The 19,584-nt window shown below is 70.7% G+C and carries 17 protein-coding genes and 1 pseudogene; 11 read left to right on the top strand and 7 right to left on the bottom strand.

The window, feature by feature from the left end; translation table 11 throughout:
* The first annotated feature begins 252 nt into the window (after window positions 1-252).
* From C4B68_RS14205 to C4B68_RS41860, 3 genes are all read left to right on the top strand, one after another.
* Window positions 253-1,854, top strand: a complete 1,602-nt coding sequence (locus C4B68_RS14205; RefSeq protein ID WP_167459088.1) for a CehA/McbA family metallohydrolase — start codon at window positions 253-255, stop codon at window positions 1,852-1,854.
* Window positions 1,855-1,860: 6 nt separating this feature from the next.
* The gene (locus C4B68_RS41330; RefSeq protein ID WP_143674263.1) at window positions 1,861-2,049 is read left to right on the top strand and encodes a hypothetical protein; all 189 of its coding nucleotides are present in this window, start codon (window positions 1,861-1,863) and stop codon (window positions 2,047-2,049) included.
* Window positions 2,050-2,173: 124 nt separating this feature from the next.
* A complete protein-coding gene (locus C4B68_RS41860) occupies window positions 2,174-2,431 on the top strand; it encodes a hypothetical protein (RefSeq protein WP_167458941.1) in 258 nt (85 codons plus the stop codon).
* Here C4B68_RS41860 and C4B68_RS43215 read toward each other — a convergent pair.
* A pseudogene (locus C4B68_RS43215) lies at window positions 2,373-2,630 on the bottom strand (threonine synthase); the annotation flags it as partial. The gene C4B68_RS41860 and the pseudogene C4B68_RS43215 sit on opposite strands and share 59 nt — an antisense overlap.
* A gap of 256 nt (window positions 2,631-2,886) precedes the next feature.
* Between C4B68_RS43215 and C4B68_RS14195 the strand changes: the two are divergent.
* Window positions 2,887-4,476, top strand: coding sequence for a S8 family peptidase (locus C4B68_RS14195; RefSeq protein WP_099499657.1), 1,590 nt, complete (start codon window positions 2,887-2,889; stop codon window positions 4,474-4,476).
* 26 nt (window positions 4,477-4,502) lie between these two features.
* Here the strand turns inward: C4B68_RS14195 and C4B68_RS14190 are convergent, their stop codons facing one another.
* Entirely contained in the window at window positions 4,503-5,690 is a 1,188-nt protein-coding gene (locus C4B68_RS14190) for a serpin family protein (protein WP_099499658.1), read from the bottom strand.
* Between the two features lie 147 nt (window positions 5,691-5,837).
* Between C4B68_RS14190 and C4B68_RS14185 the strand changes: the two genes are divergently transcribed.
* From C4B68_RS14185 to C4B68_RS14160, 6 genes are all read left to right on the top strand, one after another.
* Window positions 5,838-7,067, top strand: coding sequence for a DUF4190 domain-containing protein (locus C4B68_RS14185; protein WP_099499659.1), 1,230 nt, complete (start codon window positions 5,838-5,840; stop codon window positions 7,065-7,067).
* A gap of 146 nt (window positions 7,068-7,213) precedes the next feature.
* Entirely contained in the window at window positions 7,214-7,966 is a 753-nt protein-coding gene (locus C4B68_RS14180) for a GntR family transcriptional regulator (protein WP_099499660.1), read from the top strand.
* A gap of 339 nt (window positions 7,967-8,305) precedes the next feature.
* Window positions 8,306-8,488 (top strand): SPOR domain-containing protein, encoded by a 183-nt coding sequence (locus tag C4B68_RS14175; protein ID WP_099499661.1) that lies wholly within the window; start codon window positions 8,306-8,308, stop codon window positions 8,486-8,488.
* Between the two features lie 99 nt (window positions 8,489-8,587).
* Window positions 8,588-8,995, top strand: coding sequence for a (deoxy)nucleoside triphosphate pyrophosphohydrolase (locus C4B68_RS14170; protein ID WP_099499662.1), 408 nt, complete (start codon window positions 8,588-8,590; stop codon window positions 8,993-8,995).
* A gap of 207 nt (window positions 8,996-9,202) precedes the next feature.
* Window positions 9,203-9,634: an ATP-binding protein gene (locus tag C4B68_RS14165; protein ID WP_099499663.1), complete on the top strand. Its 432-nt coding sequence runs from the start codon at window positions 9,203-9,205 to the stop codon at window positions 9,632-9,634.
* A 247-nt stretch (window positions 9,635-9,881) separates the two neighbouring features.
* Window positions 9,882-12,701, top strand: coding sequence for a SpoIIE family protein phosphatase (locus tag C4B68_RS14160; RefSeq protein WP_099499664.1), 2,820 nt, complete (start codon window positions 9,882-9,884; stop codon window positions 12,699-12,701).
* 116 nt (window positions 12,702-12,817) lie between these two features.
* Here C4B68_RS14160 and C4B68_RS14155 read toward each other — a convergent pair whose 3' ends face one another.
* On the bottom strand, window positions 12,818-14,356 hold the full coding sequence (locus C4B68_RS14155) for a hypothetical protein (protein ID WP_240634349.1): 1,539 nt from the start codon (window positions 14,354-14,356) through the stop codon (window positions 12,818-12,820).
* A 105-nt stretch (window positions 14,357-14,461) separates the two neighbouring features.
* Here C4B68_RS14155 and C4B68_RS14150 point away from each other — a divergent pair, with 105 nt between their 5' ends.
* Entirely contained in the window at window positions 14,462-15,736 is a 1,275-nt protein-coding gene (locus C4B68_RS14150) for a glycoside hydrolase family 18 protein (protein ID WP_240634347.1), read from the top strand.
* Here C4B68_RS14150 and C4B68_RS14145 read toward each other — a convergent pair.
* From C4B68_RS14145 to C4B68_RS14130, 4 genes are read right to left on the bottom strand one after another with little or no spacing between them, the layout of a single operon-like run.
* The gene (locus tag C4B68_RS14145) at window positions 15,717-16,487 is read right to left on the bottom strand and encodes a succinate dehydrogenase/fumarate reductase iron-sulfur subunit (protein WP_099499665.1); all 771 of its coding nucleotides are present in this window, start codon (window positions 16,485-16,487) and stop codon (window positions 15,717-15,719) included. The genes C4B68_RS14150 and C4B68_RS14145 overlap by 20 nt on opposite strands.
* Entirely contained in the window at window positions 16,484-18,424 is a 1,941-nt protein-coding gene (locus C4B68_RS14140; RefSeq protein ID WP_099499666.1) for a fumarate reductase/succinate dehydrogenase flavoprotein subunit, read from the bottom strand. The genes C4B68_RS14145 and C4B68_RS14140 overlap by 4 nt, the downstream gene beginning before the upstream one ends.
* 18 nt (window positions 18,425-18,442) lie before the next feature.
* Window positions 18,443-19,270, bottom strand: coding sequence for a hypothetical protein (locus tag C4B68_RS14135; protein ID WP_180289177.1), 828 nt, complete (start codon window positions 19,268-19,270; stop codon window positions 18,443-18,445).
* A gap of 13 nt (window positions 19,271-19,283) precedes the next feature.
* Window positions 19,284-19,574, bottom strand: coding sequence for a hypothetical protein (locus C4B68_RS14130; protein ID WP_099499668.1), 291 nt, complete (start codon window positions 19,572-19,574; stop codon window positions 19,284-19,286).
* Between the last annotated feature and the right edge of the window lie 10 nt (window positions 19,575-19,584).

Below are 19,584 nucleotides of genomic sequence, written 5' to 3'. Positions count from 1 at the left end.
AGGAACGAGGCGGGCCGGATCGCAAGTATCGGCTCGAACAGGTAGGGAGCGCGGCTGCGCAGCAGTCCGTTCGGGGCCGCCTGGAACACCGGCACACCGGCGAACCGGCCGGAGAGGGACAGGGCGACCGTCGCTGTTATCGCTTGGCCTGTGCATGTTTCTCTGGCTCCCATCTTGTGTTCATCTCGCCGGAACAGGGTCGGGTCTCCGTAGTCGATCTTCGTCTACGACCCGATCGACCGCGAGGACGCCATGTGCACCGAACACTGTGACCGCCACACCGAACCCCTGGAGAACGACCGGCTTCCCCGCCGCACCCTCCTGGCGGCCGCGACCGGTCTCGGCGCGGCGGCGCTCACCCTGACTCCTGTCTCCTTCGCGCAGGCCGCTGACGGCACGCCGGCCGCAGCCGACGGCACCGGCGAGGTGACCAGGACGATCACCGGGCATCTGGAGACCGGTGTGGCGGACTTCGTGTACCTGCCGGTGGAAGTGCCGACGGGCGTACGTGAGATCGCCGTCTCCTACTCCTACGACAAGCCCTCGGTGCCGGTCGGGACACCGGGCAACTCCTGCGACATCGGCGTCTTCGACCAGCGCGGCACCAAGCTGGGAAGCAAGGGCTTCCGTGGTTGGTCCGGCGGCTTCCGAACGTCCTTCGCCATCAGCACGACCGAGGCCACGCCCGGCTATCTGCCCGGTCCCGTCGAGGCCGGTACGTGGTACATCGTCCTCGGCCCGTACCAGGTGGCGCCGCAGGGCATGGACTACAGCGTGCAGGTAACTCTGCGGTTTGGCGAGCCCGGTCCGGCGTTCGTCCCCAACTTCCCGCCGGAGCGGGCCAAGGGACGCGGGCGCGCCTGGTACCGCGGCGACTGCCATCTGCACACCGTGCACTCCGACGGCAAGCGCACGCCCGCCGAACTCGCGGCCGCGGCACGCGCCTCCAAACTGGACTTCATGGTCTCCACCGAGCACAACACCTCCTCTGCGCACGCGATCTGGGGCGAGCACGCCGGTGACGACCTGCTGATCATCGCCGGTGAGGAGGTCACCACGCGCAACGGCCACTGGCTGGCGCTGGGTGTCGACCCGGGCCAGTGGATCGACTGGCGTTACCGTTCCCGCGACGACCAGTTCGCGCGCTACGCGCGGGAGGTGCACCGCTCCGGGGGCCTGGTGGTGCCCGCGCACCCGTACACCCCGTACATCGGCGCTCAGTGGAAGTTCGGCTATGAGCACGCCGACGCCGTGGAGCTGTGGAACGGCCCCTGGACGTACGACGACGAGTCGGCCGTCGATGTCTGGGACGCCATGCTCGGCGACGCGGTCAGGAAGGGCCACGACTGGGTGCCGGCCATGGGCAACAGCGATGCGCACCGGGAGCCCCAGGTGGTCGGTGCGCCGCACATGGTCGTGCACGCCGAGAACCTCAGCCGGACCGCGATCCTGGACGCCATCCGCAACGGCCGCAGCTGGATCACCGAGTGGTCCACCGTCGACCTGGCCTTCACCGTCACCGGCCGTGGCATGCAGGCCGGTATCGGCGAGCGGCTGCGGGTGCCCTCCGACGCTCCCGTGGACGTCCGGCTGGACGTCTCGGGCGTGCCGGGCGGCACCGTCCGCTTCATCACCGACGAGGGCCAGATGCACCAGAGGTCGCTGCCCGCCTCCGGCACCGGCACGGTCGTGTGGCGCACCACCGCCTCGCTCGCCGCGTACGTGCGCGCCGAGATCCGCCACCCGAGGGCCGACGGCACCCCGGGCAAGGGCAACTCCATGAGCCCCGACCTGCCGTGGGGCGCCATGGCGGCGATGACCAACCCGATCTTCCTGGAGCGCACGGACGACTAAGGTGCGGTGACGGCGGGACCCCGGGTGCGGAGTCGGGTGTCCCGCCGGGCCTGGCAGCGGCTGCGGACCGGGCACGGCACCAAGGGCGACCGCGACTACGACTGGGCCATGGTCGAGATCACCGGCGACGACACCCCCCGGACGGGAACCGGGAAACAGCGCCCTGCTCATCCGCCGCCACCGCTACACCGGTGAACTGTCCTTCTACCGCTGCCACCTCGGTCGCCTTGGCCGACCTGGTGTCCGTGGTCTGCACCAGGGGCGCATCGAGGAGGACTTCCACGCCGCGAAGTCCCTGACCCGGCTCGACCAGGGGCAGGTGACCTGCTGGAACTCCTGGATGCGCTGGAGCCTGGTCAGCCTGATCGCCGCCGCGGCGGCCGCTGCCCTGCTGGCCGCCGGATGCGGCACCGAACAGAACACGGCGAAGGAAGCAGCACCGGTCCGTGCGGCAGAATCCCCTGCCGGCTCCACCGCGACCACCGACGGCGGCCACGGCAAGAAGCCCGCGGTCCCGGCCGAGCTGCACGGCCCGGCAGGAGGGGGACCAGCGGGGTGCGCCCTTCGCCCAGGCTGACGGAGGGCGTCCCCAGCGGCAGGCACTCGGCGTACCGCCACAGTGAATTCACCCGCCCGGCAGGGGATTTGAGGGGTGCGGGCGTCGGCGCGAAGTCCAGGTCGAGCGGGCCGCGGCAGACCGGGCAGCACCAGGTGAGCGAGTCGGCGGGGATGCGGGTGCCGTCCGTGGGGCAGAAGCAATCCGGCAGTGGTGTCATGTCCGCAGGTTAGATGTGGCCGGTTGATGACGTTGCGTCATGTCTGGCACATGGCGACCGTGTTAAGGGCGTGCAGGGCTCTTGTGCAATTCCTCTGCAGGCCTCAATCTTTCGGCTGACGCACAGGGGCATCACAGTTCAGTGCCAGACGGCCGCCGGCGCGCGGCCGGATGCTTGGCATGGCCCTGTCGCGTCGACTTCTCGGTTCGTGCACCAACCCCCACCAGCGCACCACCGAATGAGAAGGATCCCTCAGATGGCAGAGATGCGTCATGTCCGTCCTGCCCGCCACGCCCGGCGAAGACTCGTCTGGGCCGGCACAACGGCTCTCGCCCTCGGCATCGTCTCCGCGCTCCCCGTGAGTGCCGCGAGTGCCGCGCCCGAACCCGTGGGCCACATCCAGTACGCCGGAGCGTCCAACGCCGTCGCGAACAGCTACATCGTGACCCTCGACGCGGACGCCGCGAAGGCGGACTCGGCCCAGGGCAAGGCCCTCGCCAAGGAGTACGGCGCCACGGTCGAGCGTACGTACAAGAAGGCGCTGAACGGCTACGCGGTGGAGGCCACCGAGGCCGAGGCGGAGCGGTTCGCCGCCGACCCCGCCGTCACCTCCGTCGTCCAGAACCGCACCTTCCACATCGACACGACCCAGCCCAACCCGCCCTCCTGGGGCCTGGACCGTATCGACCAGAAGAACCTGCCGCTCAACAGCTCGTACACCTACCCGGACTCGGCCGGGTCGGGCGTGACCGCGTACATCATCGACACCGGCGTACGCATCACCCACAGCGACTTCGGCGGCCGTGCCTCGTACGGCTACGACGCCATTGACAACGACAACACCGCCCAGGACGGCAACGGCCACGGCACACACGTGGCGGGCACGGTGGCCGGCAACGCGTACGGCGTCGCCAAGAAGGCGAGGATCGTCGGCGTCCGCGTGCTCAACAACGCGGGCTCGGGCACGACCGCCCAGGTTGTCGCGGGCATCGACTGGGTCGCCCAGAACCGCAGCGGCCCGTCCGTCGCCAACATGTCGCTCGGCGGCGGCGCGGACAGCGCCCTCGACACGGCCGTCCGCAACGCCATCGCCTCCGGCGTCACCTTCGCGGTTGCGGCGGGCAATGACAGCGCCAACGCCTCCAACTACTCGCCCGCGCGGGTCACCGAGGCCATCACCGTCGGCTCGACCACGTCCTCCGACGCCCGCTCCAGTTTCTCCAACTACGGCTCCGTCCTGGACATTTTCGCCCCGGGCTCCTCGATCACCTCGTCCTGGAACAGCAGCGACACGGCGACGAACACCATCTCCGGTACCTCGATGGCGACGCCGCACGTGGCTGGCGCGGCGGCGGTCTATCTGGCCGACAATCCCGGCTCCACGCCCGCGCAGGTCGCCTCGGGCCTGATCGCCGCCGCCTCGACCGGTGTCGTCACCAACCCGGGCACCGGCTCGCCCAACCGGCTGCTCCAGGTCGGCGCCGGTACGGTGACTCCGCCAGGACCGCGCTTCGACAACACCGCGGACTACACGATCAACGACCACTCCACGGTCGAGTCGCCGATCACCGTGAGCGGTGTTTCCGGGAACGCGCCGTCGTCACTGAGCGTGCCTGTGAGCATCGTTCACACGTACATCGGTGATCTGCAGGTGCAACTGATCGCCCCCGACGGGTCGGCGTACACGCTGAAGGCGTACGGGACCGGCGGAAGCTCCGACAACATCAACACCACGTACACGGTGAATGCCTCCTCCGAGGTCGCCAACGGCACCTGGAAGCTGCGCGTGAGCGACAACGCGTCGCTCGACACCGGGAAGATCGACTCCTGGGCGCTGCAGTTCTGACCGGCGGTCAGTAGCACTCCTCGTCCTCAGTACTCCTCGTCCTCGCGGAACGGCTCCGGCTCGGTGACCCAGCCCGCCGCGAGGACGAGGCGTGAGGTGCGGTGCACGGCGAGGAAGCCGAAGGGGCGGTGGAAGACAGCGTCGATCTCGGTCGTCACATAGCGGGGTGCCGGGCGCTCGAAGGGCATCGCGCAGCCGGCGATCGCCGACAACGCCGTAACGGCGGCCGCGCGAAAGCCCTTGTCGGTGAAGGCGGTGGTAGCCGCCTGGTTGGCGGAGCCCACCGCCAGGGGGTGGTGGCTGATACCGGGGAAGTGCCCTCGGGAGTCGTCCCTGGCCGCGTCGAGCCCGAACAGCCGCGGATGCTGCAGCAGATCGTGCTCAGCGGAGAAGTCGAACGCGACCGTCGCGACGTTCAGGCTCGGTGGGGTCGGGCTGTAGCAGCGCACCTTGCGGACATTCAGCCCCGGGCCCACTTCTCCGTACGGGAGTTGCTCACCCGGCACAGCCCGGTGGCGCCGCGCGAGGACGTCGACGCCCGCGGCGAGTACCTGACTCGCGCTCATCCGTTCCTCGCCGAGGAGCAGGTGAACGTCGACGCCGGTGGTACCGAGGACCTTCAGCTCCGTGACGGCTCCCGCGGGCGTGTCCGCCACACCGATCCGGTCCAGCAGGCCGGTCGTCCTGAGGAGCCCGGCCAGGTGCCGGTCCTTCCACGGACCCGAAGTGGCCGACAGATACCCGGGCTCGAAGGGTTGCAGCCACCGCGTACGCAGCGCCAGCGCACTCGCCAGCACCAGCAGGGTGTCCTCGTCCAGTGGCGCGGGCATGCGCTCGATGAGCCCGCCCGTCCGCTGGGCCGCCCATGCGTCGAGCGTCGCCTTGTCCGCGGTGACGTCCCCGCTGAGCACGCCGAAGGTGTCCACGGGCAGTCCCCCCGCCCAGTCCTCCCGCACGGGCAGCGTTCGTCTGGTCCACAGTCCCAGCGCCGTGTCCACGCCCCGCATGCTCTCCAGGGCACCCAGCAACTCCCGCCCTGCGGCGGCGGCTTCGTCGGCCGCGATCCCCACCGCTTCCGCCAGCTCCGTCCGCGCCGCGCCGCCCGCCGCGTCCGCGAGGAGGGCGAGCAGCGGCCAGACGCCGGTGGCGGAGAACACCGTGCCGCCCGACGCCGTCCCCGCCCAACGGGCGGTCAGCCCGTTGACCGCCCGCATCGCTGCGTTCGTAACCCGCTCCCCCAAAATTTCGACTCCGCTCGATCAGGGGGACCCCCCATCGCCCCCGCGTGGCGCGCTTACGATGCGCCCAACCGTACAGTCGTACGCCAGTTCCACACCCCCTGGCCTAGGAGCAAGGCACCCGTGTCCATACCCCCGCCGCCCGGGCCCCAGCAGCCTGAGGGTCAGTACCCGCCTCCGGGGTTGCCGCAGGGCACTCCTGGTACGCCCCCGGGCACGTACCCGTACCAGCAGCCGTACCCGCAAACCCCCTATCCGGGGGCGTACCAGCCCTGGGGGCAGGGCTATTCCCCGTACAACCGGCCGGCGCCCGTCAACGGGCTCGCGATCTCCGCGCTCGTGCTCGGCATCCTCTGCTTCCTGCCCGCTGTCGGGCTGGTTCTCGGGATCGTCGCGCTCGCGCAGATCAAGCGGCGGGGCGAGCGCGGCAAGGGGATGGCGGTGGGCGGCATGGTCATGTCGTCGATCGGCGTCGTCCTGCTCGTACTCGCGGTCGCCACGGGCGGTGCGCGCGACTTCTGGGACGGCTTCCGGGACGCGGCGAGCGAACGGGGCTCGGCCTTCTCGCTCAAGAAGGGCGAGTGTTTCGACGCGCCGGGCGGCTCGCTGGAGGGTATGGCGTACGACGTCGACAAGGTGCCGTGCGCCGGCCGGCACGACGCCGAGGTTTTCGCCAACTTCCAGCTGGGCAAGGGTGGTTACCCGGGCGACAGCGCGATCACCGACACCGCCGACGAGAAGTGCTACGCGCTGCGGGACACGTACGCGATGGACAGCTGGGCCATCCCGGGCAACGTCGACGTGTACTACTTCACGCCGACCTCGCAGAGCTGGCGCGTCGGCGACCGCGAAGTCACCTGCATGTTCGGCAGCGTCGACGAGAAGGTCAGCCTGACGGGCTCGCTGCGCAAGGACGTGCTCACCCTCGACGCGGACCAGCTCGCCTATCTGAAGGCCGCGCACGTCCTCAACGCGGCGATGGAGTCGGCGCCTTACGAGGAGTACGTCGAGGACGATCTGCCGGGCCACAAGGAATGGGCGACCAGGGTCTCGAAGGCGCTCACGAAACAGGCGGGCATGCTGCGCGGCCATACGTTCGCCCCCGACGCCTCCAGCGGTGTCGCCGCGCTCGTCAAGGACCTCGAGCTGGCGCAGAAGGAGTGGGCGAAGGCGGCGGACGCGCAGGACGCGGACACCTTCTACACGCACTACGAGAGGGGCCTGAAGCTCATCGACGCCGAGAAGACGGTCACCATCCGCAAGGCTCTGGGCCTCGCCACCACCCCGCCGTCGTACGAGGAGGGCGGCGACGGCGCCGGCGACGGAGGAAGCGGTGCCGGTATGGAGGTGTGACCGCGGCTGTAGCGGGGAGAAAGTGCCTGGTGAAACCCTCGGGCGGATCAAGTCATCACATCGAGTGATTCCCTGGCCTTTGCTTGCATGGCACAACCCACGGTTGCCACGCTCTTGCTGTCTGTACAACCTGATGGGAGCGCCTAGTGACATTCGGTGAGCAGCCGGCCTACCTGCGTGTCGCGGGTGATCTCCGCAAGAAGATCGTCGACGGTTCGCTGCCACCGCACACCCGCCTCCCGTCACAGGCCAGGATCCGCGAGGAGTACGGCGTCTCGGACACGGTCGCCCTGGAGGCGCGCAAGGTGCTGATGGCCGAGGGGCTCGTCGAGGGCCGCTCCGGTTCGGGCACGTACGTGCGGGAGCGGCCGGTCCCGCGCCGGGTGGCCCGCTCCGGGTACCGGCCGGACAGCGGCGCGACCCCGTTCCGCCAGGAGCAGGCCGACGTGTCCGTGCGCGGCACCTGGGAGTCCCACAGCCGCCAGGTCGAGGCCAGCGGCGCCATCGCCGAGCGCCTGTCCATCAAGCCCGGCGACCGCGTGATGTGCACGAACTACGTCTACCGGGACGGCGGCGACGCGGTGATGCTCTCCACGTCCTGGGAACCCCTCGCCGTCACGGGCCGTACGCCGGTGATGCTCCCCGAGGAGGGTCCGCTCGGCGGCATGGGCGTCGTCGAACGCATGGCGGCCATCGACGTGATCGTGGACAACGTCACGGAGGAGGTGGGAGCGCGCCCAGGTCTCGCCGAGGAACTCCTCGCGCTGGGCGGCGTACCCGGGCATGTCGTCCTCGTCATCCAGCGGACCTTCTACGCCTCGGGGCGCCCGGTCGAGACGGCCGACGTGGTCGTCCCGGCGGACCGGTACCGCATCGCGTATCACCTGCCGGTGAAGTAGCCGTAGCCGCCGGGTTCGGGGAGCGGACGCCGACGCGGTGCGCTGCGGCGCTGTCCGCCGTCGGCCGCCAAGTGACCCCCGTACGGATCCGGTTGGAATCTGGCCGTTCTCAAGTGCCGTGCCCACGCTGGACTTCGTGCTGTTCGAGGGCGCGCAGGGAGTGCTCGACAGCGCGTTCGAGGGCGTGCGGTGCTTTCCAGCCTGGCCGGTTGCGTACCTCTTTGTGAAAAGCCGTATTCGCTGCGTGAAGGTTAGGCGTAGGCTCGGGCATATGCGGATTGCGGTTTCCTTAGAGGGCGGGGCACGGCGGGGACCCGGGTCGGGAAGTGGAGGGGCGCGATGAACGACGGCACGATCACTCTTCCCTGGCTCGTCATACGGCAGGACGACAACGGCAATCGCTACCGCGTGGGCAGGTACGCGACCCGCGCCGAGGCCCAGAAGATCGCCGACAGCCTCGACGACCGCCGGCACAAGCAGCTCTACTGGGTCGAGCTCATCGGGCAGAACGGAACCAAGTGATCCGCCCTGTTGGGGGCTTCGGTCCTGCCGGGGGCATACGACCTGCCCGGGGCATCCGTCCCGTCCGGGGTCCGGTGGCACTCCCGTAGGCTCCGGCTCATGACGGAACGGATCGTGGTGGTGGGAGCCGCCCTGCTGAGCGGCGGTCGCCTGCTCGCCGCCCGCCGCAGCGCGCCTCCCGAGCTGGCCGGGCGCTGGGAGTTGCCGGGCGGCAAGGTCGAACCGGGCGAGACTCCCGAGCACGCCCTCGTACGGGAGCTGCGCGAAGAACTCGGCGTCGAGGCGGAGCCGGTCGAGCGTGTCCCGGGGGAGTGGCCCCTCACGGCGCCGTACGTCCTGCGGGTGTGGATCGCACGGCTGCTCCCTGGCTCGGGCGAACCCAAGCCCCTCGAAGATCACGACGAGTTGCGCTGGCTCGCTCCGGACGAGGTCGAGGACGTGGCCTGGCTGGACCACGACGTTCCCGCGGTGAAGGCCGCGCTGACGGCGTGGGGCGCGGGCGGCTAGAGCCTGTCCGGCGGATCAGGTCGCGGACTGCCCGGGCGGAGGCCGGGGCTCGTCCGGGGTGGCGCGCGGGGAGTGGAGAAACCTCGCGGGGCGTATGGGCCGGCGGCGTTCAGAGCGTCGTACGCCGTTCGTGCCACAGTGCGCCTTCGGGGGCGGTAAGGCGTCCCGGATATCGGGTATGTGCCCATTAACCCCATGAAACCGGACATGGGTGTGCTCTTGGCCTGGGAAGTGATCGGCTTGATCGACACCGAAGGCGATTGCGCCGAGTGGACCTTTCCCGCGGAACCAGGTGCCGTCCGTACCGCCCGTGCCGTCGTTCGGGGTCAGCTGCGCACCTGGGAACTGGACTGCCTCGGCGATATCGCCGCACTGCTGGTCAGCGAGCTGGTGACGAACTCCCTGCGGCACGCCACGGGCCCCATCGGCGTACGGCTCGTACGCCCTGCCGGGCTGCCGGGCGCCCTGCTGGTGGAGGTCTCCGACCCGCTGCCGGACCCGCCCCGCGAGCGGGCCACCGACGCCGACGACGAGAGCGGCCGCGGACTCCAGCTCGTGGCCAGCTCCTCGCGCCGCTGGGGCACCCGCCCCGGAGGCACCGGGAAGACGGTCTGGTTCGAGCTGGCGGTGCCCGGCTGACGGATCGTCGGGAGGGGGAGGGGGGAACGACCGAAGGGTTCCAGCCACCGATGCCGGCCGGGCTCTTTGATTCGACGGGGTGCTACCTGGTTAGAAGACTGGGAGTATGTCGCGGCCGGTCCAAAAACCATCGGGACCGGGCTGTGATCGTGAACACCGTGTTGTGCGGCGCCGTAGTGCTGGATACTGCGGGCAGCCGCCTCCGGTGACCGGTGCCGGACGCGGTGAGCTGGAGGGGACGGTTCGCGTGAGCGAGATACCAGCGAAGGCCACGGAGTCCGAGGACCCGTCGGACGGCGCGAGGGCTGAGGTCGCGGGCGATGCCGCGGGCGACGCTGCGCGCGGTCCCGTGCGCACAGTGCCCGACGCGCGCGCGGGCGACGCGACGGGCGGATCGACGACCGGTTCGATGGGCGCATCGATGCGGGGCGCGACGGGCGAACCGACGGGTGACGCGACGGGCGGGTCGAGGCCTGATGTGACAGGCGAATCGAGTCCTGGCGCGACGACTGACTCCATGCGTGGTGCGGCAACCAACTCGATGCGCGGCGCGGCAACCGACTCGATGCGTGACGCGATGTGGCAGAGCAGTCCGCCCGGTTCGATCTACGACTACATCAAGGTCGCGGCGTTCTCCATAGGCCCCGACGGGCTCGTCGACCAGTGGAGCCTGCGGGCCGAGCAGCTCTTCGGCATCTCCTCCGGGCGCGCCGTCGGCATGGACCCCATCGAGGCGTTCGTCGCCCCCGGCCGGCGTGAGTTCGGGCAGCGCAAGATGGCGGAGATTTTGGACGGCCGGGAGTGGACCGGAGTGATCCCGTTCCGGATGCCCGCTCGCGACGACGGCAGCGAGGGCGTCGAAGGGCTCGCCGAGGTCTATGTGATGCCCACCACTACGGAGGAGGGTGAGCGGGCCGCCGTATGCATCCTCGTGGACGTCCGTATCCTGCGCAGGATCGAGACGGACCTCGCCGCCTCGCAGGCGATTTTCGGTCAATCTCCCTTCGGCTTCCTCCTGATCGACACCGATCTGCGGGTCCGGCGCGCCAACCAGCGGTTCGCCTCGACTTTCGGCGGCACCGCCGAGGACCACCGCGGGAAGGGTGTCCACGACTATCTGCCCCGCGCGGAGGCCGAGCGCGTCGCGGCGATCCTGCGCCGCGTCCTGGAGACCGGCGACTCCATCACGGACATGCACGTCACGGGCCATGTGCCCGGGTCCGACGAACGCCGCCACTGGTCCATCAACCTCTACCGCGTGCACAGCGGCAGCGGCCGCCCCATCGGTATCGCCTGGCTCGGAACCGACATCACGGCCCGTCGCGCCGCCGCCCGCGAGGCGGCCGCCGCCCGGCGCAATCTCGCCCTTCTGAACGAGGCCGGCGCCCGTATCGGCAACTCCCTCGACCTGGAGACCACCGCACGCGAGCTCCTCGACGTCGTCGTGCCCGGATTCTGCGACCTCGCGACCGTCGACCTCTACCAGGGCCTGCTGGCCGGCGACGAAACCCCGCCGGGCCTGGCCGACGGCAGCGCCGAACTCCGCCGCGTCGCCTTCGCCAGCGCCGTCTCCGACGCGCCCTTCCTCGGCGGACCGGAACCGGTGGACGTCGGCGCGGTCCACCACTATCCCTTCAACTCGCCCTGCGCGGACGCCCTGCGCACCGCACGCCCCCAGCACATCCCCGCCGCGGAGGGCGGGCTCATCCAGTCCACGCTCGCGGTCCCGATGGTCGCCCACGACACCGTCGTCGGGCTCGCCCAGTTCTCCCGTACGAAGGGCAGCGAGCCGTTCGGCGAACGCGACCGGGCGCTCGCCGTGGAACTCGCGGCCCGCGCCGCCGTCTGCATCGACAACGCGCGCCTCTACCGCCGCGAGCACGAGCGCGCGCTGATACTGCAACGGTCCCTGCTGCCCCCGGGCGATCCGGAGGCCTCGGGTCTGGACATCGCCTGCCGCTACCTCCCCGGAAATGCCGCGACGGAGGTGGGCGGCGACTGGTTCGACGTCATCGAACTGCCCGGCCACCGCACGGCGTTGGTGGTGGGGGATGTGATGGGGCGCGGGTTGCGCGCTGCCGTCGCCATGGGTGAACTCCGTTCAGCCGTACGGACGCTGGCGCTCCTCGATCTGGAACCCGCCGAAGTCCTCTCGGCGCTGGACGAGATCGCGCGCGGCCTCGGCACGCCCGGCGGGGTCCAGCAGTCCACCCGCACCCGGCAGCCGCGCGACGCCGACCTCTCCGAGGTGTACCTCGCGACGTGCGTGTACGCCGTCTACGACTCCGTGACGCGCCGGTGCACCTTCGCCAACGCGGGCCATCTGCCGCCGGTGCTGGTCGAACCCGGCGAGAGCGCGCTGATGCTCGACGTGCCGCCCGGGATGCCGCTCGGGGTGGGCGGCGAGCCCTTCGAGGAGGTGGAGGTCGAGCTTCCCGAGGGTGCGTTGCTGGCGCTCTACACGGATGGACTGGTCGAATCCCGCGACCATCCCCTCGACGAGGGCCTCCAGGCGTTCGTCGGCGCCCTGACCGACCCCTCCAGCCCGCTGGAGGACGTCTGCGACCACGTCCTCAACACCCTCGACACCCACCACGGCGAGGACGACATCGCGCTGCTGATGGCCCGTGTCCAGGGCCTGCCCGCCGAGTCCGTCGGCGACTGGACCCTGCCGCGCGAGCCGCGCAGTGTGGGGCGCGCGCGTGAGTACGCCCGTACGCAGCTGGTGTCCTGGGGCCTCGAACCCCTCGTGGACACGGCGGAGCTCCTGGTCAGCGAGCTGGTGACCAACGCGCTGCGCTACGGCGAGGGCGAGATCCGGCTGCGGCTCCTCCTCGACCGCACCCTCGTCTGCGAGGTCTGGGACGCGGGGCTCGTCCAGCCGCGGCGGCGACGGGCCCGGGACACGGACGAAGGCGGCCGAGGGCTGCAGCTCGTGGGGCTGCTGTCGGCGGCCTGGGGCTCCCGCCGGACGCCGCGCGGCAAGACGGTGTGGTTCGAACTCCCGCTCCCGGACGGCGGGACGGGCCTGACGGACCCGGCGGAGGCGTTGCTGAGCCTGTTCTGAGGCGTCTTAGCCTGTCCGGCGTTTGAGGACGAGCGCGAAGCGCGATATGGGGGGTCTGGGGGGCGGAGCCCCCCAGATACGGGACGGGTAGGGGCGGAGGGGGCGAAACCCCCTGGTCAGGCACCCGGCACCGCCCGCCGCCCCCGCGTCAGGGGCCCACCGAAACTCGCGGGCCCCACGTCGCGCCCCCCGTACGGCGTCCCATACGCCCGCACATCCCGCTCGGCAACCCGCAACGCCTCCCGGGCGAGCACACCGGCCCACTCGACCTCGGAGAGATCGGGCGCCAGCCCGAGACGACGCTCCGCCTCCGCCAGCCGCGTACGCGCCCCACACCCCACCGCCCCCCGATGCGTCGTGACGAACCCCGCCACGACGGCGACCGCGCTACGCGCAGGGAGCAGCGCGTGCTCGAGGAGCGCACGAGCACGGTCCTCGGACAGCTCACCGGAGCGCACCGAGGCAAGCGCCGCCCCCGCCTCGGCAAGGCGCCGCAGGGCGTCGAGAGGGTCGTACGGACCGCCCGCCATCTCCCGGCGCACATCGGCGAGCAGCGACTCGGCGTGCGCGACCCGCCCGGGCAGCGCACCGACCCCCGAGGTCGCCAGCAGCCCGCGGGCCTCCGCGAGGTCGGCCCGTACGGCGTCGAGGGCGGCGGTCACCTGCGCGTCGGCCGCGCCCAGTTCGGCGGCGAGCCGGTCGACGCCGTCCACGAGGACCGCCGCCTGGTCGACGGCCCCCTCCGCCGAGCGCAGATACGCGGCCGCCTTCCCGCCGTCGCCCCGGTCGCGGGACTGCCGCGCCTGGTCGAGCTGCATCGTGGCGAACGCGAGCCGGTCCTTGGCCAGTTCGACGTGGCCGGCGACGGGGAGGGACGCGGAGGGGGCGTACCGCTCATGGAGGTCGCGCAGCGTCGCCTCGGCGGCCGGGGTGCGCGCGGCGAGCTCCCGTAAGCGGGTCTCAGCGTGCCGCAGGGCGGTTTCCGGGTCCCGCTCCAGGGCACGCAGTTGGTCGAACCCGGCGGCCTCCGCGTCAAGCCGCCGCCCCGCCTCCGTGCAGCGCAGCACGATCTCCTCAAGGATGTTCCGGCCGTTTTCCGGCGCCGAGTCGTCGAGCTGTTGCCGCAGCCGGAAGGCGTCCGCCAGCTCGGCCTTCGCGTACGCCAACGCCTCCGCGTACGGCTTGACCGCGTCGGCCCCGAACTGGGCGGCGGCGCAGCCGAGTTCCTCGGCGCTCGTCCGGACGCAGTCGTCGGTGTCGACCAGTAACGTCCGTGTCTGCCGGTCGAGTTCACGGACGGACGCGACCTGCGCGGACCCGCCGCCCGGCGTCGTACGCGTCCTCGCCCGTCGCGTGCGCCGGGCGTACCCGTACGCCGCCAGTACGACCGCGGTGCCCAGCGCGATGAGCGGCAGTACGAGGTCCGCGGTGGCCGTCTCGTCCTGACCGACATCACCCGCGGCCCCCTGAACCCCCGCCTCGCCGGTGACACGCACACCCCTGGTCGCGGTCACCGTGTCCCCGCCACGCCCCTCGGTCAGGGGCAGCACCAGCCACCCCACCGCCACCAGTCCTCCGAGCACGACATGCGCCACGCGCACGGCTATGTGGGACGTGGCTCTGCGCGACCGGTTCCGGCTCTGGGGCGACGTCACATTTGGGAGCGTATGGCCGCTGGTACGGGGGCGCGACCGGGCGTACGCCGAGGTGGGGGCGTCTAAGGTACGGGGGATACGGGGGCGTACGGAGGGGGCGCGGGGATGGACACGAACCGAACAGAGCCGACGGCGGCGGACGCACAGGTCCCGGACCGGGAGCCGCGCGAAGCCCCGCAGCCCCCGGCTCCGGAGGCGCCAGAAGCCCCGCAGCCCCCGGAGCCGGAAGAGCAAGAGACGCCGCAGCCCCCGGCGCCCGAAGGGCTAGAAGCCCCGCAGCCCTCGGAACCGCAGGCGCAAGAGACAGCGCAGCCCCCGATACCGGACCCACAACCCCCGGCGTGGCGCCGTTCCTGGCGTCACCCCCGCCTCCGCTGGCCCAAACGCATCGCCCTCGCCCTGATCCTCGCCCTCCTCCTGCCGACCCTCGCCGCAGGCATCGCCCTCCGCGTCAACTACGCCGGAGACCCGGCCCCCGGCACCAAGACCAGGAACCGTGACGCCCTCTGGCTGGGCCACGCCTGGGTGGACGGGCGGAAGAAGGACGCGGACGTCACGGCGCTCGCGGCGCGGCTGCGGAGCACCGGGATCCGGGATCTGTACGTGCACACGGGACCGCTGGAGCACGACGGCACGCTGCCCGAGGCGGTGTACCCGCGTGCTGGCTGGCTGATCGCCGCCGTGCACCGGGAGCTGCCCGGCGTACGGGTCCAGGCCTGGCTCGGCGACAGACTGGCGAGCGAGGGGCCGGTCGGGCTGCGGCTGGAGCGGAAGGCGACCCGGGACGCCGTCGTGCGCTCGGCCCGCCAGGTCCTCGACGCCGGCTTCGACGGCGCCCACTTCGACCTGGAGCCTCTGCACTCCGGCGACTCCGACTACCTCTCCCTCCTCGACGACCTGCGCCGCGTCACCCGCGCCCACGACGTCCCGCTCTCCGTCGCCGCCCACCAGATCGACCCGCTTCCGGCGCTCCACTCCGTCACGGGCACCCTGACCGGACACTACAAGTGGTGGTCGCAGTCGTACTTCGGACAGGTCGCCCGCCGGGTCGACCAGATCGCCGTGATGTCGTACGACACGGCGATGCCGCTGGAGAGCCTGTACGGCGGTTACGTCGCCCAGCAGACCTCCCTCGCCCTCGAAGTCACCCCGAAGTCGACGGACTTGCTGATGGGCCTGCCCTTCTACTACGAGGACGACGTGAGCCACCGCGGCTCCGCGGAGACCGTCAGGGCAGCCGTCCGCGGCACCCGTCTCGGCCTCTCCCGCACCGACCGCACCCGCGAACACTTCGGCGTCGCCCTCTACGTGGACTTCGCCGCGCGTGAGAAGGACTGGACGCAGTACCGGGAGGGCTGGGTCAGTCCTGCCGCCTCCTGATCTTCGACCCCAGCCACACCAGCGGGTCGTACTTGCGGTCAACCGCCCGTTCTTTCAAGGGAATCAGGGCATTGTCCGTGATCTTGATGCCCTCGGGGCAGACCTCGGTGCAGCACTTGGTGATGTTGCAGTAGCCGAGACCGTGGTCGTCCTGGGCGCTGCGCTTGCGGTCCAGGCCGGACTCCGCCGCCGCGTCCAGCGGGTGCATGTCCAGCTCGGCGACGCGCATCAGGAAGCGCGGGCCCGCGAACGCCGTCTTGTTCTCCTCGTGGTCACGCACGACATGGCAGGTGTCCTGGCACAGGAAGCACTCGATGCACTTGCGGAACTCCTGCGAGCGGTCGACGTCCTCCTGCATCATCCGGTACTCACCGGCGCGCAGGCCGGCGGGCGGCACGAAGGACGGGACCTCCCGCGCCTTGGTGTAGTTGAAGCCCACGTCGGTCACCAGATCCCGTACGACCGGGAAGGCGCGCAGCGGTGTGACGGTGATCGTCTCCTCCGGCGTGAACACCGACATCCGCGTCATGCACAACAGCCGCGGCCGCCCGTTGATCTCCGCCGAGCACGAACCGCACTTGCCCGCCTTGCAGTTCCAGCGCACGGCCAGGTCGGGGGCCTGGGTGGCCTGGAGCCGGTGGATGATGTCCAGCACCACCTCGCCCTCGTTGACTTCGACCTTGAAGTCCTCCAGGCCGCCGCCCTCGGCGTCCCCGCGCCACACCTTGAAGCGGGCTTCATAGCTGCTCACTCGTAGAGCTCCTCTTCGGCGAGGTACTTGACCAGCTCCTCCTTCTCGAAGAGGGCGAGCAGGTCGGGGCGGATGGGTTCGGTGGTCTCGCGTACGAGGTCGATCTGACCGCGTACGGGATCGGTCGCCGCCAGCCCGCCCGTCGGGTCGGTCAGTTGGCACAGCAGGTTGATACGGCGCCAGGTCCGCTCCATCGTCGGATGGTCCTCGCGGGTGTGGCCGCCGCGCGATTCCGTACGCTCCAGGGCGGCGCGTGCGACGCATTCGCTGACCAGGAGCATGTTGCGCAGGTCGAGGGCGAGGTGCCAGCCGGGGTTGAACTGCCGGTGGCCCTCCACGCCCGCCCGGCGCGCCCGTACGCGCAGCTCCGCGAGCTTCTCCAGCGCCTGTTCCATCTCGGCCTCCCGGCGGATGATGCCGACCAGGTCGTTCATGGTCTGCTGGAGTTCCTGGTGGAGGGTGTACGGATTCTCCGGCGGGCGTCCGCTCGCGGCGTCGGCTTCCGGGCCCTCGGCCGAGAAGGGGCGCAGTGCCTCCGCCGCCGCCGTGTCCACCTGGATGTCGTCGACCTCAGAGTGTTTCCCCAGACCGGCGGCGTACTCGGCCGCGTGCAGGCCCGCCCGCCGCCCGAACACCAGCAGGTCGGAGAGCGAGTTGCCGCCGAGCCGGTTGGAGCCGTGCATGCCGCCCGCGACCTCCCCGGCCGCGAACAGGCCCGGCACCCCGCGCGCCGCCGCCGTGTCCGAGTCGACCGCGATGCCGCCCATGACGTAGTGGCAGGTGGGCCCGACCTCCATGGCCTCCGCCGTGATGTCGACGTCCGCCAGCTCCTTGAACTGGTGGTACATGGACGGCAGCCGGCGCCGGATGACGTCGGCGGGCATGCGCGTGGACACGTCGAGGAAGACACCGCCGTGCGGGGAGCCGCGGCCCGCCTTCACCTCGGCGTTGATCGCCCGGGCCACCTCGTCACGGGGGAGCAGTTCCGGCGGACGGCGGTTGTTGTCCGGGTCTTCGTACCAGCGGTCGCCCTCGTCCTCGGACTGCGCGTACTTCTCCTTGAAGACGTCCGGGATGTAGTCGAACATGAACCGCTTGCCGTCGGAGTTCCGCAGCACACCGCCGTCACCGCGGACGGACTCGGTGACCAGAATCCCCTTCACCGACGGGGGCCAGACCATGCCCGTGGGGTGGAACTGCACGAACTCCATGTTCAGCAGCGGCGCTCCGGCCAGCAGAGCGAGCGCGTGCCCGTCGCCCGTGTACTCCCACGAGTTCGACGTCACCTTGAAGGACTTGCCGATACCGCCGGTGGCGATCACGACGGCGGGCGCTTCGAGGACGAAGAAGCGGCCGGACTCACGCTCGTAGCAGAAGACGCCGGAAACCCGGTCCCCGTCCTTGAGGACTCGCGTGACGGTGCACTCCTGGTACACCTTCAGGCGCGACTCGTAGTCGCCGGTCTCCTTCATGTCCTCCTGCTGGAGCGACACGATCTTCTGCTGGAGGGTCCGGATCAGCTCCAGGCCGGTACGGTCGCCGACATGCGCGAGCCGCGGATACTCGTGGCCGCCGAAGTTGCGCTGCGAGATCCGCCCGTCCTTCGTGCGGTCGAAGAGGGCGCCCCAGGTCTCCAGCTCCCACACCCGGTCGGGGGCCTCCTGCGCGTGCAGCTCCGCCATCCGCCACTGGTTGAGGAACTTGCCGCCGCGCATGGTGTCGCGGAAGTGGACCTGCCAGTTGTCGTGCTCGTTCACATTGGCCATCGCGGCCGCGATGCCGCCCTCGGCCATCACCGTGTGGGCCTTGCCGAAGAGGGACTTGCAGATCACGGCCGTACGCGCGCCGCGCTCCCGTGCCTCGATCGCGGCCCGCAGGCCGGCGCCCCCGGCACCGACCACGACGACGTCCCACTCCTGTCGCTCCACCACGGACATCAGAAGTCCCCACCCAATCTAAAAGAAGCGCGGATCGTCGAAGGCGCCGGACGCGACCAGATACACGTAGAAGTCGGCGAGTGCCACGCTCACCAACGACGTCCAGGCCAGCAGCATGTGGCGTTCATTGAGTCGTCCGATGAACTGCCATGCCCGGTAGCGCACGGGATGCTGCGAGAAGTGCTTGAGCTTTCCGCCGACGATGTGCCGGCAGGAGTGGCAGGAGAGGGTGTACGCCCAGATCAGCACGATGTTCACCAGGAAGACCACGGTGCCCAGACCCATGTGGCCCCAGTTGTAGTGCTCGTCGCGGAAGGCGAGCACGGTGTCGTACGTCAGGACGCCCGCCACGAGGATCGCCGCGTAGAAGAAGTACCGGTGGATGTTCTGCAGGATCAGCGGGAAGCGGGTCTCGCCGGTGTACTTCTTGTGCGGTTCCGCCACCGCGCAGGCCGGGGGCGACATCCAGAAGCCGCGGTAGTAGGCCTTGCGGTAGTAGTAGCAGGTCAGGCGGAAGCCGAGCGGGAAGATCAGGATGATGATCGCCGGGGAGATCGCCCACCAGCTGCCGAAGAGGTCGGCATTGGGGCCCGCGCGCATGGTCTCGCACCGCTCGGCCAGACACGGCGAGTAGAACGGCGAGACGTACGGCGCCGCGTAGTAGTCGGCGTCGGCGAAGGCCCGCCACGTCGAGTAGACGATGAACGCCAGCAGACCGGCCGCCGTGGCGGCCGGGGCCAGCCACCAGCGGTCGGTCCGCAGATGCGGGGCGTCGATCGCGGCGCGCGTACCGGTCCGTACGCCGCCGCTGTTCGGATGTGGTTCCGTACCAGTGGCCAAAGTCATGACTCCGGTCGGTTCAGGGGGCGTGCCGGTCGCGGGCGCCGAGGCCCTCGTCGTCCGAGTCCGTCCACAGGGTGTCGTCGTACGGGGTGTCGGGGATGGGCACGAGGTCGGGGCGGCCGGACGAGGTGACGCGGGGTGCCGTCTCGCGCAGCAGCGCGACGCTCTCGCGCAGATGGTCGGCGTCGGTGCGGACGCGGCGTATGTCGATCCCGCCGCTGCCGATCTCCTGCTCCAGGCGGCTCACCGACCGCGACAGGTCGTCGAGGCAGCGCTGGACTGTCATCAGGTCGTCTTGCACGGACATGACGTGACCT

The organism is Streptomyces dengpaensis (assembly GCF_002946835.1).
Taxonomy (GTDB): Bacteria; Actinomycetota; Actinomycetes; order Streptomycetales; family Streptomycetaceae; genus Streptomyces; species Streptomyces dengpaensis.
The sequence above is the reverse complement of the archived record's forward strand: the minus strand, read 5'-3'. Positions and strand labels throughout refer to the sequence as shown.